The following is an 18,145-nucleotide window of genomic DNA, read 5'->3' on the forward strand; positions in this document are numbered from 1 at the left end:
GGATGGGAGTGGTGTCAGCTGGTCGTACCGCGTCAGGCGGCGGGTACGGCGGGAACCAGGTGGGCGCGCAGGGGCGCAGTCCTGGCAGGACAACGGCCCTACCGCTCCAGGGAGGGGGCGGGTGCGGACCGCGGATCCTATGTCCGGCTGATGCAGAGCTGAGTCAGTGACGGCGCGGGCACAGGTCGGGATGCCCGCGATGGCGCAGGAGGACCCCGCCGGACCGAGGTCGGGAGCAGGACGCGGTCGGCAGGCGTCAGCAGTCCGACGATGCCGACGATCATCGCCAGCACGCACAGGCCCAGCATCATCTCGTCGGAGCAGTCCCCGCCACATCCGACCGGCCCGCCCTCCGAGGCCAGGGCGGAGGCACTGGTCCGGAATGCATCCAGGGCCGGCGCCTCGATCGCTGCCACGGCGCCTGCCGGCGTGATCGTGACATGAAGCTCGGCGTGGACACCGGCGTGGACCTGGCTAACCTCATCCCCCGCATGCGTGCCGGTGGTCGCACTGGTGGTCATGCTCGTGGTGGCGGGGGCTGCGATGTGATGGGAGCTGGACCCGTGGCCACCCATCCAGACGTGCATCGCGAGGATCCCGACGATGACGGCTGTCAGACCGACGAAGGTGATGACCGACGGAACGGCGGTACGCAGCAGGGAGAGAACGGCATGGAATGCCCGGTTCCTGGTCAACCTTCCCGTCCCCTCCCTGTCCGTGCCGTCCGCCGACGCTTGTGCACCGCGGGGGTCTCTCGGTGAGCCCGAAGTCATGCCCTGATGGACCCTGCCTCCACTGTCCCATCACTGGTCCGGTCGGTGCTGATGCGTTCCGGGTCCAGATCGATCCGGCGCAGCAGCTGCGCGTTGAGCGCGACGACGATCGTGGACACGCTCATGAGGACTGCGCCGGCTGCCGGGGAGAGCAGGATCCCGGCGAAGGCCAGCACGCCTGCGGCCAGGGGGACGGCGAGCACGTTGTACCCGGTGGCCCAGATGAGGTTCTGGATCATCTTGCGGTAGCTGGCCCGGGACAGGTCGATCAGGGCCAGCACCGAGCGGGGGTCGTTCCCGGCGAGGACGACGCCGGCGGATTCCATGGCCACGTCCGTCCCGGCGCCGATGGCGATGCCCACCTCGGCGCGGGCCAGGGCGGGGGCGTCATTGACGCCGTCGCCGACCATCGCGACCTTCAGGCCACGGGCCTGTAGTTCGGTGACCTTGGAATCCTTGTCCTGGGGCAGGACGTCCGCGAACACCTCATCGATACCCAGCTCAGTGCCGACGACGTCGGCGACCTGCCGGGCGTCCCCGGTGATCATCGCGACCTTCACCCCACGGGCCTGCAGGGCCCTCACCGCGGTCCGGGATTCCTTCCGGACCTCGTCCTCCAGCCTCACCGCACCGACCACTTCACCGTCGCGGACGACGTGCAACACGGACGCACCGCGGCCCACCCATTCCTGCACGGAGTCCGCGATGCCGGCAGGGGTGCCGAGCCCGAGTTCCTTGAGCATGTTCGGCCCGCCCACCATCACGTCGTGGCCGTCCACGATGGCCTGGACGCCGCGGCCGGTCAGTGACCTGAACCCGGTGCCGGCGTACGCGAGGTCCACCGCGTCCGGGTTCAACCGGGCTGCGGCGACGATGGCGCGGGCGACAGGATGCTCGCTGTCCTCCTCGGCAGCTCCTGCCAGTGCCAGCAGTTCGGCCTCGGTGACGTCCTCGGTGGTGGTGATCGCGGTGACCGCGTGCCGACCCTCGGTGAGGGTCCCCGTCTTGTCGAACAGGACGACGTCGACGGTGCGCATGCGTTCCAGGGCGATCCGGTTCTTGATCAGCACGCCGGCCTTCGCGGCACGTTCGGTGGAGATGGCGATCACCAGGGGGATCGCCAGTCCCAGGGCATGAGGGCAGGCGATCACCAGGACCGTGACGGTGCGGATCACTGCATCATCCGGGCTTCCGAGGAGCATCCATGCGACAAAGGTCAGGATGCCCGCGCCGAGCGCGAAATAGAACAGCAGGGCCGCGGCCCGGTCCGCGAGGGCCTGTGCCCTGGAAGAGGAGGCCTGCGCCTCGGCGACCAGACGCTGGATCCCCGCGAGCGTCGTCTCGGACCCGACCGCCGTCACCGTCAGGCGGACAGCGCTATCGGTGGCGACGGTCCCTGCGACGACGGCGTCCCCGATCGTGCGGGGCACGGTACGGGACTCGCCCGTGATCATCGATTCGTCGAACTCGGCCGTCCCGTCGATGATCTGCCCATCGGCGGGCACCCGGGCGCCGGAGCGCACGAGCACCACGTCCCCCGTGACCAGGGAACTCACCGGAACCGTCTCGACATCTGCATTCATGCCGGTGCCGGTGACCCTGTCGGCCTCATCGGGCAGCAGGGCTGCCAGGGCGTCCAGGGCCCCGGCGGCGGACCCGAGGGCGCGCATCTCCATCCAGTGGCCCAGCAGCATGATGACGATCAGCAGGGCGAGTTCCCACCAGAAGTCCAGGTCGAACCCGCCGATGCGCAGTGTGGTGACCCACGAGGCGATGAACGCGACGCTGATGGCCATAGCGATCAGCAGCATCATGCCCGGCTGCCGGGACTTCGCCTCCGATACCCCGCCCTTCAGGAACGGGGTACTGCCGTAGACGAAGATCATCGTGCCCAGGACCGGGGCGATCAATGGGGAGCCAGGGAACTCCGGCGGCATGTACCCGAGGAGCATCGTGAACATGGGACTGAACGCGACGACCGGAATTGCCAGGACCAGGCTGATCCAGAACCGATTCCTGAACATCGCCGTCGAATGACCGGCATGCTCCCCGTGGGAGTGCACCTGATGATCATCATCCGCACCCTGTCCCCTATGCCCCGCAGGGTGTTCGTGCCTTCTGGCGTGCGAGGGCGGCTGCCCATGCGAACTGCCCTGGGCGGTACCGGTACTGGCGCGGGGGTCGGGCTGTTCGCTGGTGGACAGTACCGAGTGGGGATGGCCGTCGGGCATGGCCTGACCATGGGTCGGTTCGGCGTCGGACACCCGATGGTTCGGGTGATTGTCCTGCTGGTTGGTGCTCATGGTGACTCTTCCTCCGGCACCCCTTGCATCGGGTACCTGCATCAGTCGTGGTCGCACTGATGTCCCTGAGGGCATCGGGATCCGGGGCGTTGCGTTCATGGTCGCTCTCCTGAAGTTGTGGGCGGCGCCGACGTCATCCGGGCGCAAAGAGACAGTGGCGGAAGCTTGTCCGTCGGAGGCTGCGGCGGTGCGATCGCGCTATCAGACCATCACTGTGTAGGTCCCTGCTGAGGGAGACAACCTTTCAGGTGCCACCAAGTTATACCCCCTGGGGGTATACGTCAAGGCTTCGGCAATGATCGCCCCTGCGCAGATTCGCCGAGCGTCCCTGCATGCCCTGACTTCTGCACATCGCCGCCCCAGCCCCGGTAGAACCAGGAGTCTCTGAACCCGCGAGGCGAAGAAGCATCTGCCCGTCCACCGACCCCTTCGGTTGCGTCCAGTGGCACAGCACTGTGGCTACATGCCCCGCCATTAGTACACGATCCTCTGTACCATTGGGGCAGGGACACAGTTGCCCCTTACTCGGTGCTCGCGCGTTTCGGCTATGCCTTGTCCGACCCGGTCCGTGCCCGGGTTCTGCTGGCACTGCGGGATGCGCCGTCCTATCCGGGGGAGTTGGCCGAGATGGCGGGGGTGAGCAAGCAGCGGCTGTCGAATCACCTGACCTGCCTGCGCGGGTGCGGGCTGGTCGTCGCCGCTCCCGAGGGGCGGCGGGTCCGGTACGAGCTCGCAGACCGGAGACTCGGCGACGCCCTGACCGCACTGCTCGACGTCGTGGTTGTCAGCGAGGTCCAGTGCTGCTGCACCACCCGGGAGAACCACGTCGTCGGGGCGGTGTGCTGCTGATGAGCACTCATGCGTCACCCGGATCGGTGCAGCCAGCATCGGCTGTGGAGCGCCGCGCAGTCCTGTCCCGGCGGATCCGACTTCTCGTCGGGGCAACCATCAGCTACAACATCATCGAGGCGGTCGTCGCGATCAGCGCCGGCACGGTAGCGTCCTCGAGCGCCCTGATCGGGTTCGGGTTGGACTCGATTGTCGAGGTTCTCTCCGCGGCCGCTGTGGCATGGCAGTTCGCCGGCCGCGACCCGGAAACCCGCGAGAAGACCGCACTGCGCCTGATCGCGTTCTCCTTCTTCGGTCTTGCCGCGTTCGTGGCCTTCGACGCCGTCCGCGCCCTGCTCGGAGCGTCCGAGCCCCAGCACTCCCTGGTCGGAATCGTCCTCGCCGCGGCGAGCATGGCGGTCATGCCGTTCTTGTCCTGGGCCCAGCGCCGGGCCGGTCGCGAGCTCGGTTCGCGCTCCGCTGTCGCGGACTCCAGGCAGACCCTGCTGTGCACCTACCTGTCCGGGGTCCTGCTGGTGGGCCTGCTGCTCAACAGCACCCTTGGCTGGTCCTGGGCGGACCCCATCGCCGCCCTGGTCATCGCCGCCGTCGCCATCAAGGAAGGCCGCGACGCATGGAAGGGCGACTCGTGCTGCGCACCGACGTCGACCTCCCGACCCACCGGACCCAGTGCCGCTCGGTACACCCCGCACAGCACCACGGAGGATGCGGCGTCGCCGACAGCCGACCCGTCCAGCGACTGCTGCAATTCCTCGGGCGCGGGGTAGGGCATCGTTCCGGCAACCCACCGGGACCATGGAACGCAGCGGGTCCGGCGGAAGTCGATGGCGCTGCGGTCGGGAACGAACTCGGTCCGCAAGACGTCCTTCGTCTGTTCGACCTTTCCACGCATCGCTCGCGCGTTGCATGGGGAAGGGGTGAGGAACGGGATCGCGCTGATGTTTCTTGGGTCGTCTTTCGCCGTGGATGTGTGTCCTACTGGGGAATGTGCCCGATGATCTAGTAGCAGGCCGGGTGTGTGCCGAGGTGGCAGGGCCGCGGTGATGATGCCCGCTCCCCTGCCGCCTTGCTCCCACCACGGCAGGTAGTGCAAGGGTGTGGTGCAGCACACCCGAGTAGCAACTCATCAGGTTGAACATGACCGTCGGGCCCTAGAATTTCAGGACCAGCGTGAAGCACGACCCGGTACGGCTCAACCGCACCGATCCGAGATGGAAGTGCACCAGTGATCAGCGAGTACCTCCAGCAATGGACGACCATCCAGACGGCCCGGGCTGCCGGGTTGTCCAGCACCGATATCTGGGCCACCTACCTGGGCAGCGGCGGGAACCGGGACGAGATGGATGTGACCGGGTACCTCACCGGCATCACCGTCCTGCCCGTCCTCGACCGGGACCTGATCGCACACGCCATCAACGAACTGATCACCGCCCGTGATCTGCCTGTCGACGGCGCCCACTACAGCACCGACCGCGTCGCAGGGGCGTCGGGATACGCCGACACCCTGCGCAGGCTCACCCTCTCCCCCGACGGGTACCGGTTCGACCGCCCCGCCCGCACCGAACCCCACGGCATCGGCGACGACGGCAGCACAGCCGCGACGGCTCAGGACCGCGGGGACGACACCGAATCCCGCCGGTGCAACGCCCTGCTCGAAACCGGGCTGCTGGACACCGGCGCCGAAGCACGCTTCGACCGCCTCACCGCCGAAGCACGCGATCATTTCGCCGTGAGCTCGGCATCGATCGCGCTCATCACCGATGACCGGCAGATCATCAAGTCCGTCACCGGACCCATCGGGCAGGACCTCCCCCGGGAGACCGCGCTCTGCGCCCGAACCATCGAAGCCGACCGGACCCTCGTCATCCCGGATGCTGCCGCGTCCCCGGACTTCCACGATCACCCGCTGGTCACCGGCGCCCCGCATCTGCGTTTCTACGCCGGTCACCCGATCTGCAGCAGCGACGGGTGGCGCATCGGCACGCTGTGCCTGATCGACGACCACCCACGAACCTTCACCGCGACCGACGAACGGGACCTCAGGCTCCGCGCCGCCCGGGTACAGATCGAAATATGGGCCGGGTCCCCCGACCAATAGCACCAGAACAACTGGCCGCGCTCTCAGCGCCATGGAAGGCGGCTGAAAGCACAAGCGGCGCGGCGGAACCCTGGGTTCCACCGCGCCGCTTTCAGCGGTCGTCACCCTGCTCAGGTGCTGGTGGCGTCCTGGACCTCGCCGACGAGTTCTTCGAGGATGTCCTCGAGGAAGAGCATGCCGGTGGTGTTGCCCTTGGCATCGAGGACGCGTGCGATGTGGGCGCCGGTGCGACGCATGGTCGCCAGGGCGTCCTCGAGATCGCTTCCCGTGTAGGCGGAGGCGAGCCGGCGGATCCGCTTGGCCGGTACCGGCTGCACGAAGGACTCGGGTGTCGTGAGGTCCATGACGTCCTTCAGGTGCACATATCCCACGGGCTCGTCGCCGGCGGTGAGGATGTAGCGGGAGTAGCCGTGCGCATCGACGGTCCGTTGGATGTCCGCGGGACTGGCCGTCGCAGGCAGATGGACGATGTCGGCGATGGGCACCTCGACGTCGACCACCGTCTTCGAGGTGAACTCGAAGGCGTTGGTCAGGGTACCGCTGCCGTCGGCCAGCATTCCCTCCTTCGTGGACTGTTCCACGATGGTCGCGACCTCGTCGAGCGTGAACGCGCTGGTCGCTTCGTCCTTCGGCTCGACCTTGAACAGGCGCAGGATGCCGTTGGCGATACCGTTGAGGGTCCAGATGACGGGTTTGAAGACCTTGGACACGAACACCAGCGGTGGGGCCAACAGCAGGGCCGCCCGGGTGGGCACGGAGAACGAGATGTTCTTCGGGACCATCTCGCCGAGCACCACGTGCAGGAAGGTGACCAGCAGCAGGGCCACGATGAACGCGATCACCCCGATGGCCTCGGGTGGAACAGGTGTCAGGGCCAGCGGGTATTCGAGCAGGTGGTGGATCGCGGGTTCGGACACATTCAGGATGACCAGGGAGCACACGGTGATGCCGAGCTGACTGGTCGCCAGCATGAGCGTGGCATGCTCCATCGCCCACAGGGTGGTCTTCGCGGCCTTGCTCCCCGCGTCGGCCTTCGGCTCGATCTGGGATCGCCGGGCGGAGATGACGGCGAACTCCGCCCCGACGAAGAATGCGTTGGCGGCCAGGAGGACGAACAGCCAGATGATGCCGGGCAGGTACTCGCTCATGGGGTCGCGTCCTTCGTCAGGGTGTCGATCAGGCGGTCATGGCTGCTGGTCGGGTCACCGCCGGCGTATGGCTGATCGATGGGCGTGAAGCGGATGCGCTCCACGTGGGAGCCGACGACCCGCTCGACGCGGAGCACACCGGTTCCCAGGTCCACTTCGTCGCCGAGCTCCGGGATGCGGTCCAGTTCGTCGGTCATGTAGCCGGCGATGGTGTCGTAGTCCTCGCCCTCGGGCACGTCGATCCCGGTGCGTTCCTTCAACTCGTCCGGACGGAGCGACGCGTCGAAGGTGATGGATCGACCGGTGCGGACGACGCCGACACGGGTGCGGTCGTGCTCGTCCTCGAGTTCACCGACGATCTCCTCGATCAGGTCCTCCAGGGTGACGATACCCGCGGTGCCGCCGTGCTCGTCGGTGACGATGGCGATCTGCAGTCCCTGACCTCGCAACAACCCGAGAAGGGTGTCGACGCTCATGGATTCGGGCACCCGGAGAGGTTCGATCATCAGCGTCTCGGCCGTCGTGATGGTCCGCGCGTCCAGGGGGACGGCGAAGGCCTGCTTGAGGTGGATGACACCGCGGATGTCGTCGTTGTCCTGACCGATCACGGGGAAGCGGGAATACCCGGTGGCAAGGGCAGTCCCGATGATGTCCGAGGCGGTGTCGGTGGTCCTGATCGAAGCCATGCGCACGCGGGGCGTCATGACGTCGTCGGCGGTGTGGTCCGAGAACAGCAGGGTGCGGTGCAGCAGCTCCGCGTGGTCCTGATCCAGGGAACCCTCGAGCGCGGAGCGACGGACCAGGGAGCTGAGTTCCTCGGCACTGCGGGCGCCGGAGAGCTCTTCCTTCGGTTCGATGCCGAAGGAGCGGATGATCCTGTTCGCGGTGTTGTTGAACAGCAGGATGACGGGTTTGAGGACGGTGGTGAACAGGGACTGGAACGGTACGACGAACTTCGCGGTCTGCCGCGGCAGGGCCAGCGCGAAGTTCTTGGGGACCAGCTCGCCGATCACCATGGAGAACACGGTGGCGAGGAAGATTCCCACGACGGCGCCGATCCCGGGCACGAGTCCCTCCGGGACACCGGCACCGAGCAGGGGTTCGCGCAGCAGGGAACTGATGGCAGGCTCGAAGGTATAGCCCGTGAGCAGGGTCGTCAGCGTGATCCCGAGCTGAGCACTCGAGAGATGCGTCGATGTGATCTTCAGGGCCTTGATGGTCGGCTTCAGGCCCTTCTCGCCGCGCGCGTCGCGGGCTTCGAGGTCACCCCGGTCGAGGTTCACGAGCGCGAACTCGGAGGCCACGAACATGCCGGTTCCGATGGTGAGGATCAGGCCGACGCCGATCATGACCAACTCATACATGGTGCGCCCCCCATCCTCGATCGGCCGACAGAACGGCGGTCAGGCAGGTGAGGGGCACGGGTCTATGTGATGGGGGGTCGTCCATAATGCCATCCACTCTACTGGAAGAACGCGGGAGAACGACGAGTGCGGTAGGGACCCGTCAGGCAGCGGTGACGACGAGCGCGGTGCTGTGGCCGCCGAATCCGAAGGCATTGGTGATCGCAGCCTTCGAGCCGGCACACCCGGTCGTGGTGCTGATGACATTGAGGTGGATGTCCGGGTCCGGATTCTCGAAGTTGAGGGTGCCCGGAAGTTGTCCCGTCCGGAGGGCCTCGATGGTCGCGATGGCACCGAGGGTTCCGGCTCCTCCCAGCAGGTGCCCGGTCATGGACTTGGTGGAGGTGACAGGCACGTCGTTGCCGACGACCTCGGTGATCGCGCCGGCCTCGAGAAGGTCACCGACGGGGGTGGACGTGGCGTGAGCGTGGACGAAGTCGATGTCCGACCCAGCCAGCCCGGCCGCCGTGAGGGCCTTCTGCATCACCCGGTGCTGGATGGCCTGGTCCGCGGCCACGATGTCCCCGGCGTCGGAGGTGACGGCGGCCCCGGCAATCCGACCGAGGATCCCCGCTCCTCGCGCCCGGGCGAAATCCTCCCGCTCGAGGACGATGATGCCGGCACCTTCGGCCATCACGAACCCGTTCCGGTCGCGGTCGAAAGGCCGCGACGCACCCGCCGGATCCCCCTGGCTCGTCGACAGGGCCCGAAGCTGGGCGAACCCGCTGATCGCCAGCTCGTTGACGCAGGCGTCGACTCCCCCGGCGACGACGACGTCGACCACCCCCGAGAGAATCATCTCGACACCCTGGGCGATCGCTTCTGCTCCTGAGGCGCAGGCACTCACCGGCGTCCGCGCACCTCCCTGCGCGCCGATGTCGATCGATACCCAGGCTGAAGGACCGTTGACCATCATCTGGGTCAGCGTGTGGGGGGATACACGGCGCGAACCACCGGCATCCAGGGCCCGGATCTGGGACAACACCGTACCCAGACCTCCGTATCCGGAACCGATCACCACGGCGAGCCTGTCAGGTTCGACGGCGGGCCTGCCGGCTTGGTCCCATGCCTCACGCGATGCGACCAGTGACAGGTGCCCGCAGCGATCCATCCTCCGGTACTCCCTGGTGGACAGCGACGCTGCGGGGTCGGCCGTGACGAGCCCGGCGACCCGAACCGGCAGCTCCTGCGCCCACGGCTCGTGCAGGACCCCGATTCCGGACTGCCCGTCGAGAAGACCCTCCCAGGTCCGCGCAACTGTCCCCCCGAGGGGAGTCATCGCTCCCATGCCGGTCACAACCACGCCGAGCGCATTCATCATCAACCCGTCCTTCTCCTGATCCACGACGGGCGTCCCGCCCGCTCGCACCGCTGCCCGACAGCGACCGCAGTGAGTTCAAGTACCTCACGAAAGCCGACTCGGACCCACGAAAAAGTCATTCCGCCGCGCGATGTACATCGGGTTCCGAAGGGTTCGGCCGATAGAGCCCCCGAGGATGTCCCGCGAGGACCTGGCTGAGCATCTGATGAACTCGTCGACGGACTCCTTTACGCCGTGGTCCTGATTCCTATACTGAGCCCATGATGATGTCGCTGCTGTTCGGTGTGGTGGCCTCCAGTGCGCTGATCATCGGCGCGGTGGTCGGGGCCCGGTTCAATCTGCCCAAGCGGGTGCTGGCGATCCTCCTGTCCTTCGCTGCGGGATCACTCATCACCGCGCTGGCGTTCGAGCTGTTCGAGGATGCCTTCGAACAGGGTGGGATCTGGCGGGCTGCTCTCGGCCTACTCGCGGGCGCCCTCGTCTTCACGGTCCTGAGCGCACTGCTCGACCGGTGGGCCCAGGCCGGTTCCGACACGGAAGCGGCGGACGACTATCAGGGCAGCGCCAAACTGGACACCGATGCCGCGGCGACCGAGGAGACATCCTCCAAAGCATCGACGCGCGGCGCGGCGGGTCTCGCCCTCCTGGCCGCTGTCACCCTGGATGGTGTACCCGAGAATGTGGCGCTGGGCGTGGCGCTCGGCGGGGGGACCGGCGGCCTGGCCCTGCTGGCCGCGATCTTCGTGTCGAACCTCCCCGAAGCCCTCGTCGGGGCGTCGTCCATGCGCGCCCAGGGCCGGTCGATGGGGCGCATTCTCGGTCTCTGGGGCGCTTGCGCGGTACTGCTGGTCCTGGCCGTCGTGATCGGCGCCGGCCCGCTGTCCGGTGCGGACCCGGAAGCCATCTCGTTGCCCCTGGCCTTCGCTGCCGGCGCTGTGATCGCATCCCTGGCCGACACCCTCATGCCCGAAGCCTACGAACACGGCGGCCCCGCGGTTGCCATGAGCACCGCCGCCGGTTTCGTCCTGTCCTTCGTCCTGTCTCTCCTGTGAACGGTTGCGCCAGGTCCGGACCCGCAGGGCCCGACTAGCCGCCGACCCCTTCACCCCCTGTGTGGATGAGGTCCTCGGCGATGTTCACCAGCTTCGTGCTGCTGCGGGAGCTCTCCTCCTGCAAGATCGTGAACGCGCGATGCGCACTGATCCTGTGTCGTTCCATCAGGATGCCTTTTGCCTGCCCGATGGTGTCCCGACTCCTCAGGGCCGTCTGGAGCTCCTGCAGTTTGTCCACTTTCTGTTGCAGCAGCATCCTGGTAGCAGCTAGTTCGCGACTGAGCGTGGCATCCAGCTCTGGTTCCTGGACGACCTGTGCTGCTTCTTCTGCGATGAGGACCGCCACCGAACTCACCGGGGAACCGGAGGGGGAAGGCTCGGGTAGTGAGCCGAGCAGAGGTTCGGCTGACGGTCCCGTTGGTCCGGGGCCGTCTCCCGGAACCGGTGCGGGTCGATGGGCTGAACCTGCTGGTGCCGGATCGGTCCCTACCGATGCAGTCGGCGCACCGGTGATGGAATGCACTGCCAGGACAGCAGGGGTGAGCTCGGCCACCGAGGACAGCCCGAGCGTCGTGATCGCTTCGTACAGGTGCCCTTGAACGGCCCGTAGCGGAAGAAGCAGATCGGCGGCGATGTCGTGACAGCTGTGTCCGCCGGCGACCATGGCGGCTATGACCGCTTGCCGATCGCTCAGGCCTCCTACCAGCGGTGGGAGATGCAGATTCTGGTTGGCAGCGGGGAACAGCCGCGGCCGAGCATGGGTGGGATCATCGGATACTTGCGGCACAGGGCCCCCTGGTCGGCATGGCAATTACGGCTCTTGCCGGGGTCTGGGGCAATCAGCTCAGCGTCGCTGGTTCTCCAGCCGGCTGTCAAGAAATCACAGGTCACCACCGGGACCGACACCCGCGCCGACCGGTGTGATCGATGTGGGGCAGCAGGCCGCAGGTCGTGGGTCAGGGCTTCATCATCCCGGCGGGAAGACCAGGTCACGCCCTGCATGCTTTCGCCCGACGGCAGACCCTGCAGGGAACGGCTCTGACGGTCATCCATAGGAACATCACTTTCACACCACCCAGTGGGCCCGCACCGGCATCTGACGGCCTGACCTAGACTTCTGAAATGGTGACCACTACGCGCCCGAGAGAATCAGCGCTGCTTTCGTCAAGCTCACCAGCACCCTCGTTGCCCCGTACGACATCCTGGAACTGCTCAACACTCTCGTCGAGCAATCCGTCAACCTGCTGGGCGCTGCCCAGGCAGGGCTGCTGCTGGCGGACCCGAATGGAGAGCTGCAGGTCATGGCCTCCACGAGCGAGGAAAGCCAGATCGTGGAGGTCCTGCAACTGCAGGCCGGTGAAGGACCGTGCATCGATGCCTACAAGACCGCCGGTGTAGTCACCGTCGACGACATCACAACGATGAAGGGCCAGTGGCCGGCCTTCCAGCGAGCTGCCCTCGATCAGGGTTTCCGTTCCGTCCACGCCATCCCCATGCGCCTTCACGGCCGTGCGCTCGGCGCGATGGGACTGTTCGGCGGGACCAGCGGAGCGCTGAGTCAGGAAGACGCCGCGATCGGGCAGGCGCTCACCGATGTGGCGACCATCGCGTTGCTTCAGGAACGCTCGCTCCGCGAAAGCCGGATCGTCAACGACCGACTCCAGCGCGCCCTGAACTCACGCATCACCATCGAGCAGGCCAAGGGCGTCATCTCCCATACCGCTGGTGTCGACATCAGTGAAGCATTCCGGCGGTTACGCAACTACGCCCGGTCCCACAACCAGACCCTGCATGACACCGCCGCGCAGGTCCTCGACCGCACCCTCGACTTCTGAGCGGCTTCATGACGCCCGGGCCGTAGGGATCATCCCCGTGGGATCGGCCGGCCCTCAGGGCGTGCTGCGCAGCCAGATCTCGATCTGGACATCCAGGGTCATGCGTCGGAGGTCCCGCGCATCATCCTCACTGAAGTAGCGCGGCTGCTCGTCGATGAGGCACAGCGTCCCGATCCGCCACCCGTCAGCGGTCGTGATCGGGTGACCGGCGTAGAAGCGGATGTGAGGGCCATCGACCACGAGCGGGTGGTGCCGGAACTCGGGATCCGTGCGGGCATCCATGATGACCAGGGTGCGGGGAGCGTCGATGGTTCGAGCGCACAGGGCGCTTGCGCGCGGGAGGTCCTGCCCGACGGGTCCCGCGACCGACTTGATGACCTGCCGGTCCTCGGCAACCAGGGCGATCGAGGCGGAGCTCACTCCGAAATGTTCACGCGTGCGCCGAGTGATGCGATCGAAACGGGCCTCGGCTCCTGTGTCGAGCAGGCCCGTCGCATGCAGGGCACGGCACCGCCGGTCCTCTGCTTCTGCCGCGCGCTCGTCCGCGTCACCCGCGTCCAGGCCGTCACAGGAGATTCCTCGGGGCGCCGTCGCCGCAGGCCTGTCGAACCTGTACCCGTCCGGATCGAGGACCAGAACACGCAGTGCGTCCCGGTATGGTGACCGGTCTGCGATCTGCTGAGAACTGTAATGAGCGCCCTCTGCCAGAAGCCTGAACTCGTCGATCATCTCGTTCAAAGCGTGCGCGACCAGATCCCGGTCCACGATGGGTAGCTGTTCTGCGCCTTGAAGGTAGGCAACCACCTCTGGAAGGTTGCGTTGGCCCCCGAAACTCGCATAGGTGAACCACACCGACGTCACTTCGAGACGCGCGGACCGGAGCGATTGAACAGCCGTCCACTGTTGTACGTTCGGGCTGATCATGATGTCGCTTTCCAGGAACACGTGCAGTGGTCGAGTCCGCCGGTTGGAAACCCCCTTTCCGCCACCATAGCTCCTGCCACTGACAGAACGATGCGACGCCGGACATCGGACGCACGCGGAACCGCAGTGCCCGACGGACGACCTGAAGCTTCAGTGGAGCGCCCTCTCAGGAGGCCGGAAATCTGGGCTCCAGACCTTGACCTCCCCCTCCTGGTTCATGATCAACTGATCAGTAGGCTTAGTAGTCGGTCATGAAGCCGGCCGGCGCTCAAGCCTCTCGGGCAGGAGCCGGTGCCGTTCAGTGGACGGAACCGGCTCCTGCCCCCGCTCCAGTCCTTCCCGCTTCAAGCTCCAGCGGGACCGGCCTGATCATGGGCTGCCCGTCGTCGGCGAGGTGCAGGCCCTGTCAGCCACCCGCGGTTCGTGCCATGAGCGGCACCACGGATCCCTGAAGCGACCCCTGATGGTCCTGGGTCGTCAGAGAATCGAGCACCGACCCGTGATGAGCCTCACCGCGTGCACGCATGCCCGTCCTGAATCACGCAGCATGCCCAGAAGGATGGACGTTTCGTCGATGCGACAGGGCACTCCGGCGCCGCCGGCTGCACCGAAGGCACGAAAAGCACGGTTACGGGAGTGCTACTCAGTGCTGATTGCTCGTGGAAGCAGAGGGTAAAATCGACCGTACGAGGTGTCTATCTGGAGCTCGTCCGGTTCTCCAGTGTGTTTTGAAGAGCACAGACACGTTCCATTTCCCGGTCACACGCCCGATTAGGCATCTTCATGACCCAGCAAACCCAACAGCGCAGCGCCTGGCGGGCAGCCCATGCGGCAGGCCTGACGGCCAGTGATCTCTGGCTGCACTACTACAGTGTCGGCGGCGCCCTCGAGCCCCTCGAGTTGGACGCGTACCTGCACGGCATGTACCTGTTGCCCCAGAGCGAACGGAACAGGGTCGCTGTGGCACTCAACGAGCTGATCGATGACCTGCCCCCACGCCCCAGGGCGGACTTCGTGGACGATGTCTCCCCGACCACGGTGTCGGATCACCCGCAGCCTCCACCAGCGTCATCGGAGTGACGGATCGACCGACAGCCGATACGAGCACCGTCCCGACCAGGCGGGAACCGCTGTCGGCTCGGGTGCACCTGTCCCGGCGAACTCCGGTGCCGGATCAGGTTCGGCCGCTTTTCGTGATGGTGCACGGTATCGGGATGTCCCACCGCTATTGGGACAAGCTGGAGCGAAAGCTCATCGAGTACGGGGACACCCTCGTCCTGGATCTGCCCGGGTTCGGCGGAACAACCACGCCCGATCGGCCGCTCGACGTCGCGGACCATGCTGCCGTCATCGCCCACACCCTGGATCAGGAGGGCGCACAGGGGTGCGTGGTGATCGGTCACTCCATGGGGGCGCAGTTCTCGACCGAACTCGCCATCAGCCGTCCTGATCTCGTGTCCCACCTCGTGCTGATCGGCCCTGTTACCGACAGCGAGCATCGGTCGCCCGTGAAGCACACACTCATGCTTGCCGTGGACACGCTGATCGAGCGGCCCGTGACCAACCTGATGGTCGCGACCGCCTACGCCCAGTGCGGGATTCCCTGGTACCTGCAGGAACTGCCCGCCATGCTGGACTACCGCCTTGACGACAGGCTGCCGCTGGTGAGCTGTCCCGTCCTGATCGTCCGCGGTACGCGCGACATCATCGCCGGTCATGACTGGTGCGACAAGCTCAGCTGCAACGCCCGGCACGGTCACCTCGTCGAGATACCGGGCGAGCCACACGCCGCTCACCGGGGCGGTGCTTCCACCATCGCAACAGCCGTCCTGGATCTCGTCCGCAACCACCCGCCGCTCCAGACCCTACGGGCGCCAAGCGCCCCCGAATCCTCGCGGGGCGAGCCCGTCTACAGGAACCGCTCGGTCAGGTCCTATCCCCCGAGCCTGCGCTCTCCGGAGAAGGCCGTCGAACTGCGCAGCATCACCGTCGGGGACCGGCAATGCCGCTCCTACCTGATAGGACGCAGCACCGAAGGCCGCCCAGGTCCGGACAGTGAGGACCCGGCACCGGTCTTCGTGCTCATCCACGGCATCGGCATGTCGCACCGCTACTTCCGCCGGCTCGGCTTCCTCCTGGCCGACTACGGCGACGTCCATCTCATCGACCTGCCCGGGTACGGGTGGACGCGACGACCGGCACACGCCTCCAGTACGACGGCGACGGCCGAGCTGATCGGGAAGCTTCTCGACGAAGCAGGCTCGTCAACCTGCGTCGTGGTGGGGCATTCGATGGGTGTGCAGAGCGCCACTGAGCTCGCTCTCCTGCGACCCGATCTTGTGTCACACCTCGTACTGATCGGCGCCGCCGTCGACGTCGAGCGCCGGACCATCCGTCAGCAAGCCCTGACGCTCAGCATCAACTCGCTCCTCGAGAAACCGCTGCTGAGCATGGTGCAGTTCTTCGACGTCCTGCGGTGCGGGCCACGCTGGTATCTCGCTCAACTGAGACTGGCCATGAGCTATCCCCTCGAGGAGCGATTACCACTTGCAGCCCAACCGGTCCTGGTGCTCCGGGGTTCACGCGACCTCGTCGCCGGGACCGCCTGGTCCGAACGGCTCGCCCACCAGTCCCAGCATGGTGAAGCGACCACCATCGACGGGGCGCCTCACGCTGCTCACCACAGCGCTCCCCGAGCCGTCGCAGCCACCGTCATAGGTTTTCTCCGTCGCTCACGGGACATCGTGCGTGTCGAGGCCGGGCCGGGCCCAGAACCGGTGGTCAGCGACATCGCCTCCCCCACCGACGGATAGGCCCCGACCACGCAGCCCATGCCAAGGGTGGCACCTGTAAGGGTTCAGTCTTACAGGTGCGTCAGTGGGCGGCCTTGCCAGGCGTGTGGCTTGCGATGAGCAGTTGCCCGAGTTTCCTGATCCTGGCGGCCGAGGTGTAGCCGGTTCCCATGGCGGCGACGACCGACCCTTGAAGGAGGATCATCCAGCATTCCGCGAAGTCACCCACGTCGAGGAGTCCCATCGCTGCGGCAGTACTCTCGACCTCATCGCGCATGTCCCGCAGGTAGCCGGCGCTGGCCCGACCCACTTCATCATCGGCGCCCAGCTCGACCAGAGCCCTGATGTAGGGGCAGCCGGTGAAGTCCTCCGCCTGGAACCACTCGTCGAAGATGTCGAAGATCGCCAGGAGTCGGTCGTGTGGAGAAGCCCCCCGCTTCCGGGCTTCGGCGCCGAGATAACCGACGGTGAAAAGCTCCTGCCGGCGACTCAGGAACGCCATGACGAGGTCGTTCTTGGAGGGGAAGTGGCTGTAGAACGACGCTTTCGCGACTCCCGCGGTGCGGATGATCTCGTTGACACCCACTGCTCGGACGCCTCGCTCGACGAACAGGTCGTAGGACGCGTCAAGGATCCGCTGTCGTGCGTTCGCCGTAGGAAGTTCCCTTACAGGAGACATTCGCCCTCTTCTGCCGGAATCAGGATCGACCGCCATCATACCCGCGGCAGACAGACCGGTCTGTACGGTTAGACTTGGGACGCTCCTCGAGCCCCCATCGAGGAGGTGGCAGCGGACATGAGACCCCCGCCTGCTGTGGTGGTACTGGTTCCCCTCGGGGAGCTGGTACCACCACGACGCCATCAGCACGGCGTTCCGTTCATCCGGGTGCAGACTGCGGGTGTCCGAGGAGTATCGATGAATGCACATGACCCGCTGCAGAGGTTGGGGAGTACACCTCGGTTCCGGCCGGGTCCACGCCACACCGCATCGTCGCGTAACGCCCTGAACCATGCCCGCTATGTCCTCGGTTCAGCCCACTCGTGATCTCCTCGGACGGAACGGGTCGAGGTCGACGGTGAGACTCTGGGTGTGTGGAACAGGATCCGCGCATACGAGGTCGTGCATCACGGCGAGCCACCGCAGAGCCATGACTTCGTCCGTGAAGTACTCGCCCGGGTACACGGCACGCAGGTAAGGTGCCGCGAGAACCTCGTCCATCGCTCCCTGACCCAGCATCGCCGCGGCAAGAATGTTCCGTGACGAGGACAACACGTGGCGGGCGTCAGCGGTGATGTCCATGATGTTGTCGACCACGAGCAGGACGACGTACTGCCGGTTGTCCGTCAGTTCGAAGCTGCGCCGGAGGATCATGAGCGCATCCATCTTCGAGATGGAGACGTTCTTCCTGGCACGGACGGAGACGGCGCAGCGCGCGAAGCGGACGACATCGAAGCGGTCGTCGAAGGTGTAGGTCTTGATCACGGGGCTTCCTCGGTCGGATGGGCGCAGCACTGCCGGGGCAGCGTCGGTACACCAACTCAGCGCATCAGCGCTGTGAGACCAGCTGGGAAGGACCAATCCCCGATTCTACCGAGGTCCGACTGCGTCCGGTCCGCCCGACACCCTCGCCGCGAAGTCCGGGACGC

The 18,145-nt window shown here is 66.4% G+C and carries 16 protein-coding genes; 7 read left to right on the forward strand and 9 right to left on the reverse strand.

Annotation, left to right across the window (positions count from 1 at the left end; genetic code table 11):
- Positions 1 to 137 precede the first annotated feature (137 nt).
- Complete coding sequence (locus ACX80N_RS03190) at positions 138 to 695, reverse strand: hypothetical protein (RefSeq protein ID WP_459338245.1); 558 nt, start codon at positions 693 to 695, stop codon at positions 138 to 140.
- Between the two features lie 74 nt (positions 696 to 769).
- Positions 770 to 3,004 (reverse strand): heavy metal translocating P-type ATPase, encoded by a 2,235-nt coding sequence (locus tag ACX80N_RS03195; protein ID WP_459338470.1) that lies wholly within the window; start codon positions 3,002 to 3,004, stop codon positions 770 to 772.
- A 561-nt stretch (positions 3,005 to 3,565) separates the two neighbouring features.
- Between ACX80N_RS03195 and ACX80N_RS03200 the strand changes: the two genes are divergently transcribed.
- From ACX80N_RS03200 to ACX80N_RS03210, 3 genes are all read left to right on the forward strand, one after another.
- Positions 3,566 to 3,925 carry an ArsR/SmtB family transcription factor gene (locus tag ACX80N_RS03200; protein ID WP_459338471.1) on the forward strand — a complete coding sequence of 120 codons (360 nt, stop codon included), beginning with the start codon at positions 3,566 to 3,568 and terminating at the stop codon, positions 3,923 to 3,925.
- Positions 3,925 to 4,692: a cation transporter gene (locus tag ACX80N_RS03205; RefSeq protein WP_459338246.1), complete on the forward strand. Its 768-nt coding sequence runs from the start codon at positions 3,925 to 3,927 to the stop codon at positions 4,690 to 4,692. Before ACX80N_RS03200 ends, ACX80N_RS03205 begins: the two co-directional genes overlap by 1 nt.
- Positions 4,693 to 5,150: 458 nt before the next feature.
- The gene (locus tag ACX80N_RS03210; protein ID WP_459338247.1) at positions 5,151 to 6,023 is read left to right on the forward strand and encodes a GAF domain-containing protein; all 873 of its coding nucleotides are present in this window, start codon (positions 5,151 to 5,153) and stop codon (positions 6,021 to 6,023) included.
- Between the two features lie 110 nt (positions 6,024 to 6,133).
- Here the strand turns inward: ACX80N_RS03210 and ACX80N_RS03215 are convergent, their stop codons facing one another.
- The 3 genes from ACX80N_RS03215 to ACX80N_RS03225 form a co-directional block, all read right to left on the reverse strand.
- Positions 6,134 to 7,171 carry a hemolysin family protein gene (locus ACX80N_RS03215; protein WP_105031814.1) on the reverse strand — a complete coding sequence of 346 codons (1,038 nt, stop codon included), beginning with the start codon at positions 7,169 to 7,171 and terminating at the stop codon, positions 6,134 to 6,136.
- Positions 7,168 to 8,535, reverse strand: a complete 1,368-nt coding sequence (locus ACX80N_RS03220; protein ID WP_105031815.1) for a hemolysin family protein — start codon at positions 8,533 to 8,535, stop codon at positions 7,168 to 7,170. Before ACX80N_RS03220 ends, ACX80N_RS03215 begins: the two co-directional genes overlap by 4 nt.
- Positions 8,536 to 8,677: 142 nt before the next feature.
- Positions 8,678 to 9,895 (reverse strand): beta-ketoacyl-[acyl-carrier-protein] synthase family protein, encoded by a 1,218-nt coding sequence (locus tag ACX80N_RS03225; RefSeq protein ID WP_459338248.1) that lies wholly within the window; start codon positions 9,893 to 9,895, stop codon positions 8,678 to 8,680.
- A gap of 260 nt (positions 9,896 to 10,155) precedes the next feature.
- Here ACX80N_RS03225 and ACX80N_RS03230 point away from each other — a divergent pair, with 260 nt between their 5' ends.
- A complete protein-coding gene (locus ACX80N_RS03230) occupies positions 10,156 to 10,947 on the forward strand; it encodes a ZIP family metal transporter (protein WP_105031816.1) in 792 nt (263 codons plus the stop codon).
- 34 nt (positions 10,948 to 10,981) lie between these two features.
- On the opposite strand, the gene ACX80N_RS03235 is transcribed toward ACX80N_RS03230, so the two are convergent.
- On the reverse strand, positions 10,982 to 11,734 hold the full coding sequence (locus ACX80N_RS03235; protein WP_459338249.1) for an ANTAR domain-containing protein: 753 nt from the start codon (positions 11,732 to 11,734) through the stop codon (positions 10,982 to 10,984).
- Between the two features lie 457 nt (positions 11,735 to 12,191).
- Between ACX80N_RS03235 and ACX80N_RS03240 the strand changes: the two genes are divergently transcribed.
- On the forward strand, positions 12,192 to 12,782 hold the full coding sequence (locus ACX80N_RS03240; RefSeq protein ID WP_459338472.1) for an ANTAR domain-containing protein: 591 nt from the start codon (positions 12,192 to 12,194) through the stop codon (positions 12,780 to 12,782).
- 54 nt (positions 12,783 to 12,836) lie between these two features.
- Here the strand turns inward: ACX80N_RS03240 and ACX80N_RS03245 are convergent, their stop codons facing one another.
- Complete coding sequence (locus tag ACX80N_RS03245; protein WP_459338250.1) at positions 12,837 to 13,727, reverse strand: GAF domain-containing protein; 891 nt, start codon at positions 13,725 to 13,727, stop codon at positions 12,837 to 12,839.
- Positions 13,728 to 14,489: 762 nt separating this feature from the next.
- Between ACX80N_RS03245 and ACX80N_RS03250 the strand changes: the two genes are divergently transcribed.
- Both ACX80N_RS03250 and ACX80N_RS03255 read left to right on the forward strand, forming a co-directional pair.
- A complete protein-coding gene (locus tag ACX80N_RS03250) occupies positions 14,490 to 14,786 on the forward strand; it encodes a hypothetical protein (RefSeq protein WP_105031820.1) in 297 nt (98 codons plus the stop codon).
- Positions 14,787 to 14,872: 86 nt separating this feature from the next.
- Positions 14,873 to 16,519: an alpha/beta fold hydrolase gene (locus ACX80N_RS03255; RefSeq protein WP_459338251.1), complete on the forward strand. Its 1,647-nt coding sequence runs from the start codon at positions 14,873 to 14,875 to the stop codon at positions 16,517 to 16,519.
- A gap of 61 nt (positions 16,520 to 16,580) precedes the next feature.
- On the opposite strand, the gene ACX80N_RS03260 is transcribed toward ACX80N_RS03255, so the two are convergent.
- Together ACX80N_RS03260 and ACX80N_RS03265 are read right to left on the reverse strand one after the other, a co-directional pair.
- Positions 16,581 to 17,213: a TetR/AcrR family transcriptional regulator gene (locus ACX80N_RS03260; protein WP_459338252.1), complete on the reverse strand. Its 633-nt coding sequence runs from the start codon at positions 17,211 to 17,213 to the stop codon at positions 16,581 to 16,583.
- 315 nt (positions 17,214 to 17,528) lie between these two features.
- A complete protein-coding gene (locus ACX80N_RS03265) occupies positions 17,529 to 17,981 on the reverse strand; it encodes a DUF7793 family protein (RefSeq protein ID WP_459338253.1) in 453 nt (150 codons plus the stop codon).
- Positions 17,982 to 18,145 lie beyond the last annotated feature (164 nt).

The organism is Arthrobacter sp. MDT2-16 (assembly GCF_054510925.1).